Here is a 14,889-nt window from a genome sequence, read left to right as displayed (position 1 = left end):
ACGTCACAAGCCTGTTCGACGCCTGGAGGCTACTAACGGGTAAACGTGCGGACAAGGGGTCGCGGCCGCTTCGTTACGGTAGGACCCGCCGCACGGCGATCAAGCAAAGAAAATGTGGGCCGTTCGTAGGGACTCGACAAAGAATCACCCGGGCCCGCTGACCGGCCGGACAGAGACCTTGGATACATGACGGGGTTACTGTGCAGGCGGGGATCCCCCTGACCTGGGCCGCCATAAGGGTTTCCCAGCCCACCGGGCCTCGCATCACATTCTGTGTGGGCAAGGTCACCACTGGGGAAGGGTCGAAAGGCCGTGTGGGCTGTCCCTAAACTCAGCTTGTTTCAAGGAGGGAGCCATCGTGCGCAAGGTGCTCATCGCCAACCGTGGCGAAATCGCTGTCCGCGTTGCTCGGGCCTGCCGGGACGCCGGGATCGCGAGCGTAGCCGTCTACGCCGACCCGGACCGGGACGCTCTGCACGTCCGCGCGGCCGACGAAGCTTTCGCGTTGGGCGGTGACACCCCGGCCGCCAGCTACCTGGACATCTCCAAAGTCCTTCAGGCCGCAGCCGACTCCGGTGCGGACGCCATCCATCCCGGATACGGCTTCCTCTCCGAGAACGCCGACTTCGCCCAGGCCGTCCTGGACGCGGGCCTGACCTGGATCGGCCCGCCGCCGCAGGCCATCCGGGACCTCGGCGACAAGGTCGCCGCCCGGCACATCGCCCAGCGGGCCGGCGCGCCCCTGGTCGCCGGCACGCCCGACCCGGTGTCCGGGGCCGACGAGGTGGTCGCGTTCGCCAAGGAACACGGCCTGCCCATCGCCATCAAGGCCGCCTTCGGCGGTGGCGGCCGCGGCCTCAAGGTCGCCCGTACCCTCGAAGAGGTGCCGGAGCTCTACGACTCCGCGGTCCGCGAGGCCGTCGCCGCCTTCGGCCGCGGCGAGTGCTTCGTCGAGCGCTACCTCGACAAGCCGCGGCACGTCGAGACCCAGTGCCTGGCCGACTCCCACGGCAACGTGGTCGTCGTCTCCACGCGTGACTGCTCGCTGCAGCGCCGCCACCAGAAGCTGGTGGAGGAGGCTCCCGCACCGTTCCTCTCCGAGGCCCAGAACGCGGAGCTGTACGCCGCCTCCAAGGCGATCCTGAAGGAGGCCGGCTACGTCGGCGCCGGCACGGTGGAGTTCCTGGTCTCCGCCGACGGCCTGATCTCCTTCCTGGAGGTCAACACCCGTCTGCAGGTCGAGCACCCGGTCTCCGAAGAGGTCACCGGCATCGACCTGGTCCGCGAGATGTTCCGCATCGCCGACGGCGAGGCGCTCGGCTACGGGGACCCGGTCCTGCGCGGCCACTCCATCGAGTTCCGCATCAACGGCGAGGACCCGGGCCGCGGCTTCCTGCCCGCCCCGGGCACCGTCACCAAGTTCGCCCCGCCCTCGGGCCCCGGCGTGCGCCTCGACGCGGGCGTCGAGTCCGGCTCGGTCATCGGCCCGGCCTGGGACTCCCTGCTGGCCAAGCTCATCGTCACCGGCGCCACCCGCGAGCAGGCCCTGCAGCGCGCGGCCCGCGCGCTGGCCGAGTTCGAGGTGGAGGGCATGGCCACCGCCATCCCGTTCCACCGCGCGGTCGTCGGGGACCCCGCCTTCGCACCGACCGACGGCACCCCGTTCACGATCTTCACCCGCTGGATCGAGACCGAGTTCGTCAACGAGATCCCGGCGTTCGTGGCCCCGGCCGCGGAGGACACCGAGGACGAGCCGGGCCGCGAGACGGTCGTCGTCGAGGTCGGCGGCAAGCGCCTGGAGGTCTCCCTCCCGTCCTCGCTCGGCATGACCCTGGCCCGTACGGCCGCCGCGGGCGGCGCCAAGCCGAAGCGCCGCGCGGCCAAGAAGTCCGGCCCGGCCGCCTCCGGCGACACCCTCGCCTCACCGATGCAGGGCACGATCGTCAAGGTCGCGGTGGAAGAGGGCCAGCGCGTCGAGGAGGGCGAGCTGGTCGTCGTACTCGAGGCGATGAAGATGGAGCAGCCGCTCAACGCGCACCGCTCCGGCACCATCGTCGGCCTCACCGCCGAGGTCGGCGCCTCCCTCACCTCGGGCGCCGCCATCTGCGAGATCAAGGACTGATCACGGCAGGTCGCACGAACGACGTCGGCCCCCAGGACCCTTTCGGGTCCTGGGGGCCGACGTCATGTCATGTCAGGCTCCCGGCTGCTACCAGGTGCCGGCCGGCGCCTCCCAGCTCTTCAGGGGGTTGTCGAACCCGCCGTCGGTGCGGGCCTTGAAGGTGAAGGCCGCAGTGCCTCCGGCGTAGTAGTTGTACATGATCGCGATGTCGTCGCGGCCGTCCTTGTCGGTGTCGCCGGACACCGGCATCCCGGCGTTCTCCCCGTACCAGTTCCCCTCCGGGGTGTCCCAGCTCCTGACGTCCTCGTTGACCCCGCCGTCGGTCTTGCCGGTCAGGGTGAACAGGGCCGAACGGCCGTTGTCGTACCTGAACATGATGGCGGCGTCGGCGCGGCCGTCGCCGTTGTAGTCGCCCGAGGTGAGCTTGGACCGGTTGTAGTCCCAGTTGCCCGGGCTCCGGTTCCACGACCGGAACGGAGCCGCGAAGCCGCCGTCGGTCTTGCCGAGCAGGGTGTACATCTCGACGGAACCGTCGCCGTGGCCGTACAGCGCCAGGATGTCGTCGCGGCCGTCACCGTTGAAGTCACCGGTGACCTGCTTGGACTCGTTCCAGCACCAGCCGCCGTTGGAGGAGCGCCAGCTGCTGGTGAAGTTGTTGAACGTGCCGTCCGCCTTCGAGAGGAAGGTGTGCGTGCCGGTGGAGCAGCTGCCGTGGTCGTACATCATGGCCACGTCATCGCGCTTGTCGCCGTTGAAGTCACCGGCGACGATCTTGGCCGCGTTACCCGACCAGCCGCCGGGGGCGTAGTAGGCGCTGCGCCCTAGGCTGGTGAAGGTTCCGTCGGCGTTGCCGAGGAAGGTGAACAGGCCGTTGCCGCCGTCGCTGTAGGCGTACAGCGCGGCGAGGTCCTCGCGGCCGTCGCCGTTGAAGTCACCGGCGGTCCACTGCGCGTGGGAGTTGTTCCAGTTCCCCTTGCCGGTGACGTAGCCGAGGACGGGGGCACTGAATCCGCCGTCTTCCTTGGCGGGCACGATGTAGAGCGCCATGGCATCGCTGCCGTAGTCGTAGACGGTGGCCATGTCGGACCGGCCGTCGCCGTTGAAGTCACCCGCCAGGTCGGTGCGCTTGTCCGCGGTGCGGTCGTTCGCCTTGTGCTCGACGCTGACGCCCGTGGTGTGGTTGTGGCGGATGTAACCGCCCGAGAAGTCCTCGCGGGGGCCGCCGTAGACGTCGTACTCGTCCGACTGCGGGTATCCCAGGAAGCTCTTCTCGGCACCGAGCGCGAGCCACTTGACGCGGATGGTGCCGCGTACGGACCAGGCCTTGCCGGTGGTCGTCGTCCAGTAGATCGACGCCGTGTCAGCCGTCTCGCCCCGGTGGCGGAAGTGGTTGTAACGGGCGATGCCGTCGGGGTGGTTGGTCTCGTCGGTGGTCGGGTAGCCCAGGTAGCCGCTGGGACCGCCGAGCTCGATGTACTTCTTGTAGACGGTGCCGTGGATGGACTTCGAGCCGAATTCGGGCGCCCAGTAGATGGCACCGTTGCCGCCGGATCCGCTGAAGGTGGAGAACGCCCCCACCTGGTCGAAGGTGCGGTTCTCGTCGGACGTCGGGTAGCCCATGAAGCCGGTCTCGGCACCGAGGCTCAGCCACTTCGTGCGGATGCCGTTGACGACCGTCCAGGCGCCGGTGTTCGGGTGCCAGTAGATGGAGCTGGTGTCACTGCTCTCGCCGTCCCGGCGGAAGTGCACGAAGCGTCCCACGCGGTCGGTCGATTCGGTGACGTCGCCCATCGGGTAGCCGAGGGCCGCGGTGCCGCCCTTGGCGAGGAACTTCGCCAGGATCGGCCCACAGAGCGAGCGGGGGGTGGTGCTACCGGGCTTGGTGAACGACTGGCACTCGGACCACGGCGTGCCGCCGAGGACCAGCTTGCGGCCGGGACCGAAGGCTGAGCCGCTGGTCAGGAGGCGGCCCGGGAACTCGGTGATCTGACCGTTGCCGTCACGCGACCACAGGTCGGCGTAGCCATCCTTCTCGAAGTCGCCGTCGGTGGACAGGTGCAGGTACGCGGCGCCGGTGAAGCCCGTCCCGATGGAGGTCGTCCGGACGGCCGCGTCCCCGTACACCGACAGGTCGATCCACGCGGCCGACGTGGTGTCGGCGGTCTTCTTGCTGCTGTACTGGTGGATCTTGCCGCTGACCGTGTCGCGGACCCAGATCTCCGGCAGGGAGTCGCCGTTCAGGTCACCGGGAGCCATGACCGTCATGTTCTGCCAGTCGGCGTTGCCGAGCAGGATCGGCTCAAGACCGGGGAGGTCGACGAAGCCGTCCGGCTGCCCGAAGTAGAGCCACAGCTTGGCGCCCTCCTTGACGAGGAGGTCGGGCTTGTCGCTGTCATCGACCTTGCCGTCGCCGTTGTCGTCGTTGACGCTGCCGACCACGACGATCTGGTCCGCGGTGGTCCAGTGCTCGTTCTCGTCGGTGTAGGTGTCCAGCTCGAACGCGTTGGCGTCGACGGGCTGGAGGTCGCCGTCACCCTTGCCGGGGTAGACCCACACGGTGTTGCGGCTGGGGTCGCTGTTGCTCGGCCGCAGGGCGACGAGGTCCTCGTAGTAGTCCGTGTCGTTCCAGGAGCCGCGGTGGCCCAGCGACTTGGTGTTGGCGAAGGAGCCGCGTTCCAGCTTCCTGGACAGGTCGAACGAGCCGTCGCCCTTGCCGGGGTGCATCCACAGCTGGGCGGAGCCCGGGTCGATGCTCCAGATGTCGACGCTGCCATCGCCGTTGAGGTCACCGGGCTTGTCGCGGACCGGCTGGCGCTTGGCGTAGAAGAGGTACGACTTCAGGTTGGACCGGTTGGCGGAGGCGTCCAGGCTGCGGACGTACAGCATCTGCGGGCCGGCCGTGGTCGGGGTGTACTTGACGATCACCGAGCCGCCGGCCGCGGCCGGGCTGGCCTCGCGGACCGTCGGGTCGGATTCCGTCCACCACTGGTACTTGGTGATGTCCTTCTCGCCCCCGGCGTTCAGGGTGAACGTTCCCTCGCTGCGGGCGTAGGCGGTGTTGTCCGGATCGTTCTCGGGGAATTGTGTCGACGTCACGCCCGGTAGATGGCTGGGGGCGGTCCGGTCGATGGTGAACAGGCACTGACCGGCCCAGGGGCCGTTCGCCGTCCCGTCGTTGCCCCGTACGTCCCATCGGTAGGTGTCACTGCCGAGCGGTGCGGCGGGGATCCTCAGCTGGGCGACGTTGCCGCTGGTCACAGGGACCTTGACGGACTTCAGAGTGCCGCTGTAGTCGCTGGCCTTCCAGTAGTGGAACTCGGCGGACAGGGAGTTGTCCTCGGCGTCGGCGATGCGGGCGCGCAGGACGATCTCGTCGGTCGTGCCGATCTGGCCGCCGGTGCACGGGACCGACGGGTCGGTGGTGCGGTCGCTCGGGGGCGCGGGCAGCGTGTTGAACCGGGTCGAGATGCGGGCGCTGTCCGGGTTGAACTTGCGCCAGGACACGTCGACGGTGTCGTTGGCGGACTTCAGGCCCAGGGTCCACGACGACCAGTGCAGGCGGGCGGCGTCGGCGACCGCGGAGGTCACGCTCAGCTCGATGGTGTCGCTGTCCCCGGGGCAGTTGCGCCCACCGAAGGACTGGCCGGAGGAGTCGACGAGACGGCTCCAGCTGGGCTGGTTGTTCCAGGTGGTGGACCGGCTGATGGTGCCGGTGTCCCAGATCTGGAGCTGACCGGACTGGCAGCTCCAGGAACCCGCGGACTTCTGCTGGATGCGGAAGGTGGAGTCGAGGATCTGCTTGTCCCAGAGGCTGCCCATGCCGACCTGGAAGAAGGTCTTGGCACAGACGGTCCCACCATTGGCCGCGTCCTTGGCGCAGCCGACGCGACCCTCCTTGCTGAGCGTGCCGCCGTTCCAGTAGTTGGTGTTGGCGGAGTTCGCGAAGGCGGTGTGCTTGTAGGCGACCGTCCAAGCCGACTTCCAGTCGTCCCGCCACACCGGGTCGATGACGACCGGGTAGGTGGTCTCCGCGGCCGTGAGCAGCTTGCGGTCGGGCGTCAGGGTGAGCTTGGAGCCCTTGAGGTCGACACCGAGGTCGGCCTGCTTGGAGCCGGTGGAGATGCCGTCGACGGCGGGCACCGGGGGTGCCGCCGGGTGCGGGGCCTGGGCGGCGGGGGCGGTCTGCACCTCGGCGCCGGAGAGGGCCTGCGGGGAGGAGGTCTTGGGAGTGGCGGCCTTACCGGCCGGGGTCGGGGCCGGCGTCGCGGCCGTCGTCCCGGCGGTGGCCTCGGGGAGGATCTTCTCGGCGCCGGAGTCCCACATCTGCGGCTTGGCCGCGCTGAACAGCGCCTTGCCGGCCGGATCCAGCGCGCGCAGCTCGCCGTTCGCCTCCTTGCGGATCGTGACGCCCTTGCCCTCGAGACCGAAGTCAAGGGTGGCGAGGGCCGGGTTCTCGGCGGCCTTGCGCGTCTTGACCACGATCTGATGCGAGAAGCCGTTCACATCAGCGACGACCCGCAGGTCCACCCCGTCCAGAACGTTGGCGTAGGTCGCGCTGTTGCCCTCCAGCTTCGGCGCGGGCAGCGCCTTCGGCCAGGTCAGGGAGACGTCGCGGCCGTCCTTGCGCATGGTGACCAGGGCACCAGTGCCCCCGCCGGAGAAGGAGAGGCCGACGGCGGTGGCCGCCGGGGTTATCCGCCCGTCCGCCGCCTTCGCGAGCGTGGTGTCCGCATCGACGAGCTTGCCACCACGGTAGACGCGTACCGGAACCAACGCGTGGTTCGCAGTGAGCGTTCCATCAGGGTTCGCCCAAACGTCGTCCGTCTCCGTGCGCTTGGAGGGGATCTCGACCGGCTTGCCGGACTTCTTGGCCTCGCCCTTCGCCTTCGTCTCCGCGGCCGCGTCGGCCAGCGGCTCCTTGCCCTTGTCCGACGCGGCGGCGGTGACAGGCACGGCGCCGAGCAGTGTGGCGGTCAGCGCGGCGGTCAGCACGGTCGTCGTGGCGACGGCCGACCTTCTGCGGGAGGGCGGATCGTCGACGCGGGCACGCGTCGGTAGTGGTCTCACTGACAGGTCCTCAAGTGTGATGCGGTGGCCCCGCCGAGACGGCGACCGACCGGGTGGTTGAGACGACCTCATGCCGCTGGCCCTGCTACTGCCATCCTGGCAATCGATCACCGATTGTTCGAATGATTTCTAGCAGCTTGGGGAAGGTTTTCAGATGGGAATCCCGCCTCGACCCCGGCGTTGACGGGGTCCCACAAGATCTCCGCCGAAAGTTCGACGTCCTCGCCGCACAACTTTTTCGCGGAACGCTGACCTCCACTTTTATGCTGAGAAGCCGTCAGTCCGCTCTCGGGGAACCCTTCGACGCGCCACCTGATCGCTTGTTAGATTCAGCGCCGTTGTCCCTATAGCACGGTGACTGGTTCACCGCGCGCGACGGCTTGGAGTGTTCGAATCTTGAGAAGATCCCAGGCGCACGCTCTGCGTGCGCCTTTGAGGCGTGTCTGGCGGTGGCCGATACCGGTGCTGGCGCTCAGCATGCTGACCGCCGGGCTCACCGCCACCCCCGCCATGGCGGGCGAATCCGATCTGAAGCGGCCGGGCTTGCAGAAGCTCACCAAGGTCGGCGGAGCGCCCGTCACCGGCAAGCCCGCAGCGGGCCCCGCCGAATCGCAGAAGAAGTCGTGGAAGGCCTCCGCGCCGAAGATCGCCTGGCCGAAGGCCGGCTCGGCTGAGATCGCCCTGCCCGACGCGGCCGCACCGCCGGTCGTCAGCCTGAAGTCGGCCCAGGGGACGGCCGGGGCGTTCGCCCTCGGCCCGTCGAAGGCCCCGGGCAACCCCGTCAAGGCGGGCACCCTCCCGGTCACCTTCGCTGCGCTCCCGGCCTCGGCGGCAGCGGGCCCGAAGTCGTCCGCTCTGAAGGCCGCTCCGCAGGCCGACACGGCGACTACCGACCAGGTGAAACTGCAGGTCGACTTGCACGACCAGGCCGCTGCGAAGAAGGCCGGTCTGGCGAACAGCCTGCTTCTGTCGGTGAAGCGCACCGACGCCGGCACGACCGCGGCGCCCGTTTCGGTAGAGCTGGACTACAGCGCCTTCAAGAACGCCTACGGCGGCAGCTGGGGTTCCCGGCTCCGCTTCACGGCGATCCCCTCATGTGCGCTGACCACTCCGAACAAGCCCGAGTGCAAGGGCAGCGTTCCGGTCACCACGAAGAACGACCCGGTGACCGGCAAGCTGATCGCCACCTTCGCGGCACCGGCTGCCAACGCTCCCGCTCAGTCGGCCGCCTCGTCCGATCAGGCCGGGATGAACCTGTCCTCCGCCCCCTCCGCGGTCAACGCGACCGCTGCGAGCACCGGCGGCATGACGCTGGCCGCGAGCCCGGGTGCCGATGGCGCGAACGGCACGTTCAAGGCCACCTCGCTGAACCCGTCGGGTTCCTGGCAGGCCGGCGGCTCGGCGGGTGACTTCTCCTGGTCCTACCCGATGGACATCCCCGCCTCCCTCGGCGGCCCGAGCCCCTCGCTGTCGCTGGGCTACTCCAGCGCGCAGATCGACGGCCGTACGTCGGCCTCCGCGCAGCAGACCTCGTGGGTCGGCGACGGCTGGGATCTGGCCTCGAACTACATCGAGCGGGGCTACGTCCCCTGCAGCCAGGACAAGGCGGCCGGTTCCGGGTTCAACAACCCGAAGGACGACACCGGCGACCTCTGCCACGGCGCGCCCATGGTCACGATGTCCCTCAATGGCGGCTCCACGCAGCTGGTCTTGGACGACGCCACCAAGAAGTGGCGTCCCGCCAAGGACGACGGCTCGCGGGTCGAGCTGCTGCAGGGCGCCTCGAACGGCGACAAGGAGGGTGACCACTGGAGGTTCACCAACCCCCAGGGCATCCAGTTCTACTTCGGCCTGAACAAGGTCCCGGGCTGGACGACGGGCAAGCCCGTCACCAACTCCACCTGGAACGTGCCGGTCTACGGCAACCAGCCCGGTGAGCCCTGCTACAACGCGGTGTTCGCCGACGCGGTCTGCGACCAGGCCTACCGCTGGAACCTCGACTACGTCGTGGACCCGCGCGGCAACGCCATGACCTACTGGTACCAGAAAGAGGTCAACTACTACGGGTCGAACTACAAGATCGCAGGCGGTTCGACCGCCCGTGCGTACGACCGTTCCGGCTGGCTGGACCACATCTCCTACGGCCTGCGCAACGACAACCCGTTCACCGAGGCCCCGGCCCAGGTCAACTTCACCGTCGCCGAACGCTGCCTCGTCACCCCGACGTTCGACTGCGACCCTGCCAAGCTGAAGCCCGAAGTCGCCTGGGACATCGCCAAGAACTGGCCCGACACCCCCGGTGACCAGCTCTGCGCGGCGGGCGAGGAGTGCAAGGGCAGGTTCACGCCGACCTTCTTCACCCGCAAGCGCCTGACCGAGATCAGCACCTCCGTCTGGAACGGCAGCCAGCGCAACCCTGTCGACAGCTGGAGGCTCACGCAAGACTTCCCGATGACGGGTGACGGCTCGGACTACCCGCTGTGGCTCGGCGAGATCAAGCACAGCGGCAAGAACGGAGCGGACACCCCGCTGCCGCCGGTGAAGTTCCGCGGCAAGCAGCTCTCCAACCGCGTCGACGGCGCCACCGACGGCAAGGTGCCGTACCTGCGCTACCGCATCGAAGCCATCGACAGCGAAACCGGCTCGACGATCCTGGCCCACTACAAGGACCCCGAGTGCCGCGCCGCCGACCCGCGCGTCATGCCGGCCTCGCCGGAAACCAACACGCTGCGCTGCTATCCGGTGGTCTCGGAGATCCCGGATCCGAACGATCCGGCGCACGAGAAGAAGCTCTACGTCACCGACTGGTTCCACAAGCACGTCGTCGACTGGGTCCAGGAGGAGGACCGCAACGGCAACTCGCCGCCGCGGCGCACCGAATACCAGTTCCTCGGCAACCCGGCCTGGGCCTACGACGACGAGACCGAGACCATGCGTCCCAAGACGCGCACCTGGTCTCAATGGCGCGGCTACGAACGCGTCCGCACCTTCATCGGCTCCGCCCCCGACAAGCGATCCCAGACCGAGACGCTGTTCTTCCGCGGCCTGGACGGTGACCGGGCGACGCCCACGGGCGGCAAGCGATCGGTGAAGGTCACCGACTCCGAAGGCAACCAGATCGCGGACCACCGCCTCTACGCCGGCCAGACCCGCGAGGTCCTGGCCTACAACGGCGAAGGCGGCGCGCTCGAAGCGGCCACGACCTACACCCCGTGGATCTACGGCCCCACGGCGACGCGCCTGCGCAAGGGCGCAACTGCCGAAGAGGACATGGAGCCCCAGCAGGCCTTCGTCCAGCAGACCACGGGCGTCAACTCCCGGATCCTGCTCTCCGACGGCCGCGGCTGGCGCCGCACCGCGATGGAGACCAAGTACGACACCCGAGGCTTCGCCCAGTCGGTGTCGGACCTGGGCGATGTCACCGATCCGTCCGATGACAGTTGCACCCGTTACGAGTACGACTCGGACGAGACGCGCTGGATCATCGCCCGCCAGAAGCGGGTCGAGTCGGTGGCCAAGGCGTGTGACTCCACCACCTTGCAGCGCCCGGCGGACGTCACCTCAGACATCCGCATGTCCTATGACGCGGCTGGCAACGTGAAGTCCACCGAGTCGCTGTCGGGGTACTCCAACGGCGCTCCGGTCCACACCACGGACGGAAGCGCGACCTTCGACGCCTACGGTCGTATGAAGACCACGACCGACGTGTTCGGGAAGACCTCCAAGGTCGACTACACACCGGCCTCGGGTCAGATCGTCACCAAGGTCGTCACCACCAACTCCGCCGGTCACACCGAAACGACGGAGACCGACCAGGGCCGCGGCTCAATCCTCGCCAAGCAGGACACCAACGGCCGCCGCCAAGTCATGCAGTACGACGGCCTCGGCCGGCTGCTGAAGGTTTGGTCCCCGGACCGCGACCCGCTCTCGAAGTCCCCGGACGGCGAGTTCTCCTACGACGTCCGCACCGACGGTCCGGTCGTCATCAGCAACAAGAGCCTGCTGGACGACGGCACCTACCGCACCAGCTACGACATCTACGACAGCAGCCTGCGCATCCGCCAGACCCAGATGGAGGCACTCGGAGGCGGCCGGCTCATCTCCGACACCTTCTACAACAGCCTCGGCCAGGTCTGGAAGAGCAACGGCGCCTACTACACCGACGGTGCCCCCTCCGGTATCCAGTGGGACCCGAAGGACAACGAGGTCCCGTCCTCGACGATGACCGAGTACGACGGCTCCGGCCGCTCGACCGCGCAAATCTCCCGCAAGTTCGGCCAGGAAACCTCCCGTACGACCACCACGTACGGCGGCGACAACATCACCGTCGACCCGCCCAAGGGCGAGACCCCCACCCGGGCCTTCCTCGACGGCTCAGGCCGCAAGACAGAGCTGCGGTTCTACCGCTCCGACTCGCCGACCGGCGCGTACGACAAGACGCTCTACTCGTACAACCAGCGCGGCATGCTGGAGTCGGTCGTCAACCAGGCCGGCGACAAGTGGAGCTTCGAATACGACCTCCGCGGCCGCCAGACCAAGCAGACGGACCCCGACAAGGGCACGTCGACCATGACGTACGGCCAGGGCGACCGCCTCGCGACCGTCACCGACGCCCGCGGCAAGGTCATCGCCCCGGAATACGACGACCTCGGCCGGACCATAGCCACCCATGAGGGTTCGGTGACGGGTCCCAAGCTGACCTCCACCACGTTCGACACCCTGCCGGGTGCCATTGGCCTGCCGGTCGCCTCGACCCGCTACGTCAACGGCAACGCCTACACGCAGGAGGTCACCGGCTACGACAGCGAGTACCGCCCCACGGGGACGAAGATCACCATCCCTGCTTCGGAAGGTGCTCTCGCAGGTACGTACAGCTACACCAGCGGGTACCGGCCCAACACCGGCCTGGCCGCGTGGACGAGCCAGCCCGCGGTCGGCGGCCTGCCCGCCGAACTCACCAGCATGAAGTACAACCACCTGGAACTGCCCACCATCATGGGCATCCAGGGCAAGACCTTCGTCGGCAAGGTCGACTACTCGCCCATGGGCGACGTCCTGCGCACCGAATCCGGACCAGCGGGATCCCAGGTCTACGCGACGCACTTCTACGACGAGCAGACGCGAGACCTCACCCGGACGGTCAACGACAAGGAACAGTCGCCCAGCCGCATCAACGACACGTCGTACGACTACGACGCGGTCGGCAACATCCTGAAGATCACCGACAAGGAGGGCCCGGAGGCAGCTCCGACCACCGACGTCCAGTGCTTCGCCTACGACTACCTGCGGCGCATGAACGAGGCGTGGACCGCGACGGACAATTGCGCGGCCCAGCCGGGCGCCGCGGGTCCCGGCTCGAAGCCGCAGGTCGGCGGGCCGAGCGCGTACTGGAGCTCCTACAGCTTCGACGCGGCGGGCAACCGCACCAAGGAGGTCCAGCACAACCCGACCGGTGACCTCACCAAGGACGTCACCCGCACTTACACCTACGGCACCCCCGGCCAGGCCGGCGCCAACGGTCTGAAGAAGGTCGACACCACCGGACCGAGCGGCACCCGCACCGAGTCCTACACCTACGACGCGGCGGGCAACACCAAGACCCGCACCATCCAGGGCGACACCCAGACCCTGGACTGGGACTCCACAGGCCAGCTGACGCAGGTCACCAAGGGCACCGAGTCCACCGAGTTCGTCTACGACGGCGGCGGCGACCGTCTGATCAAGCGCGAGCCGTCCGGCACCACGCTGTATCTGCCGGGCACCGAGGTCAAACTCACCGCAGCGGGCAAGCTGGAGAGCACGCGCTACTACGCCCACCCGGCCGGCCCGATGATGGTCAAGACGGCCAAGGACGGCGTCATCACGACGTCCTATCTGATGGGTGACCAGAACGGCACGGCGACCACGTCCGTGGACGCCACCACCTCGGCGGTCACCCGCCGCAAGTTCACACCGTACGGTGAGGTCCGCGGCGCGGTCCCGTCCATCTGGCCGGGCAAGAAGGGCTTCGTCGGCGGAGAGGTCGACGAGTCCACCGGCCTCGTGCACCTGGGCGCGCGTGAGTACGACCCGGCGACCGGCCGGTTCATCTCGGTCGACCCCATCGTCGACTACAGCGAGCCCAAGCAGCAGAACCCGTACGTCTACGCGAACAACTCGCCGGTCACGTTCAGCGACCCCAGCGGTCTCTCGATCGCACCTCCCACGATGCCGATCAAGGACTTCTCGGACGCCGAGGCGGCCTGGGCCAACATGATCCAGGGCAAGAGCGCCCTGGACATCGCACTCGAAGTCGCCATGGGCATCCTCAAGGACGCCTCCGGCTACAACGACATCCGCGACTGCCTCGGCGGCGACTGGGGCGCTTGCGCCGGCCTCGCCCTGGATGCGGCACTGCCCTTCGCGGGCCGCGCCAAGCGCATCCTGAAGGCGCTGGATCGTGCGTGGGACGCCTTCAACAGCTGGGCACAGAAGCTATCTCTGGCGCGCGACATCCTCAGGCGGGTCGAGCGCTACCAGCAGGCGATGGCCAAGTACGCCGAGGACCTGGCCGAGTGGAAACGGCAGATAGAGGAGGCCGCCGAACGAGCGAGAAAACTGGAGGAAGAAGCCGCGGCGGCCCGAAGAAGGGTCCAAGAGGCAGCAGCAGCGGCTGCCAAGCGAGCCGACGAGGCCAAGGCAACCGCGGCGAAGCAGGGCAAGGCCTCCGCGACGAAGGCCAAGAAGGCCGACGGTGACGGCAAGGCGTCCAAGTCCTCGGAAACGAAGAAGTCCGACGGCCCGAAAAAATCGGCCTCCAAGGACAACGACAGCGGCGGCGACATGAAAGCGCCCGCCCCCGGTTGCAACAGCTTCGTTCCTGGCACGAAGATCCTGATGGCTGACGGCTCTGCGAAGCCCATCGAGGACGTCCAACTCGACGAGCGGGTCCTGGCCACAGAAGCCGAAACCGGCAGCACCACCGCCGAGCCCGTAGCTGCGCTGATTGTCGGCCAGGGACAGAAGCACCTGGTCGAGATCACTATCGACACCGACGGCGACAGCGGCAACGCTTCCGAAAAGGTGACTGCCACCGACCATCACCCCTTCTGGGTCGCGTCAGTGGGCAAGTGGCTGGATGCCACGGACCTCAAGCCCGGCCAATGGCTGCGGACCTCCGCAGGCAGCTGGGTCCAGGTCACTGAAGTCGAGCAGCGGACGCAGCAAGAACGAGTCCACAACCTCACGGTTGCCGACAAGCACACGTACTATGTGCTCGCGGGTGCCACCCCTGTTCTCGTCCACAACGCCGATCCGGGCTGCGCGAACAAGCTGAGAAAAGCCATGAACGCTGCTGGCGACATGGAGCCGAGCACGCCTCACTCGCCTCATCACATTGTTGCGGGCAATTCCCCAAAGGCGGCTGCCGCCAGGGCCCAGCTCGACAAATTCGGTATCGGCGTAAATGATGCCGAGAACGGCGTATGGCTGCCGCGCAGCAGCAGCTCACCCAACCCTAACGGCATGTCAGTGCACTCGAAGATCCATACGGACGAGTACTACAAGTACGTGAATAAGTTGATGGCTGGGGCAAGGAACAGGAATGAGGCCCTGGATGTCATAGGACACGTCAGACGACAGTTGCAGGGAGGCCACTGGCCGTAGGAAGGTGATGATCGCTGCCTGCCTGTCTCGGATGAGACCTCCGGCACACAGGAAGG

3 protein-coding genes are annotated in these 14,889 nt (G+C 67.9%); 2 read left to right on the top strand and 1 reads right to left on the bottom strand.

Annotated elements, in window-relative coordinates:
- The first annotated feature begins 358 nt into the window (after positions 1 to 358).
- A complete protein-coding gene (locus J7E94_RS19515) occupies positions 359 to 2,122 on the top strand; it encodes a biotin carboxylase N-terminal domain-containing protein (RefSeq protein ID WP_215017113.1) in 1,764 nt (587 codons plus the stop codon).
- Positions 2,123 to 2,209: 87 nt separating this feature from the next.
- Here the strand turns inward: J7E94_RS19515 and J7E94_RS35755 are convergent, their stop codons facing one another.
- Positions 2,210 to 7,189: an FG-GAP-like repeat-containing protein gene (locus J7E94_RS35755; RefSeq protein ID WP_215017110.1), complete on the bottom strand. Its 4,980-nt coding sequence runs from the start codon at positions 7,187 to 7,189 to the stop codon at positions 2,210 to 2,212.
- 462 nt (positions 7,190 to 7,651) lie between these two features.
- Here J7E94_RS35755 and J7E94_RS19505 point away from each other — a divergent pair, with 462 nt between their 5' ends.
- Entirely contained in the window at positions 7,652 to 14,833 is a 7,182-nt protein-coding gene (locus J7E94_RS19505; protein WP_215017108.1) for a polymorphic toxin-type HINT domain-containing protein, read from the top strand.
- Positions 14,834 to 14,889: the final 56 nt, after the last annotated feature.

This window comes from Streptomyces sp. ISL-94 (assembly GCF_018614075.1).
Lineage (GTDB): Bacteria > Actinomycetota > Actinomycetes > Streptomycetales > Streptomycetaceae > Streptomyces.
The sequence above is the reverse complement of the archived record's forward strand: the minus strand, read 5'-3'. Positions and strand labels throughout refer to the sequence as shown.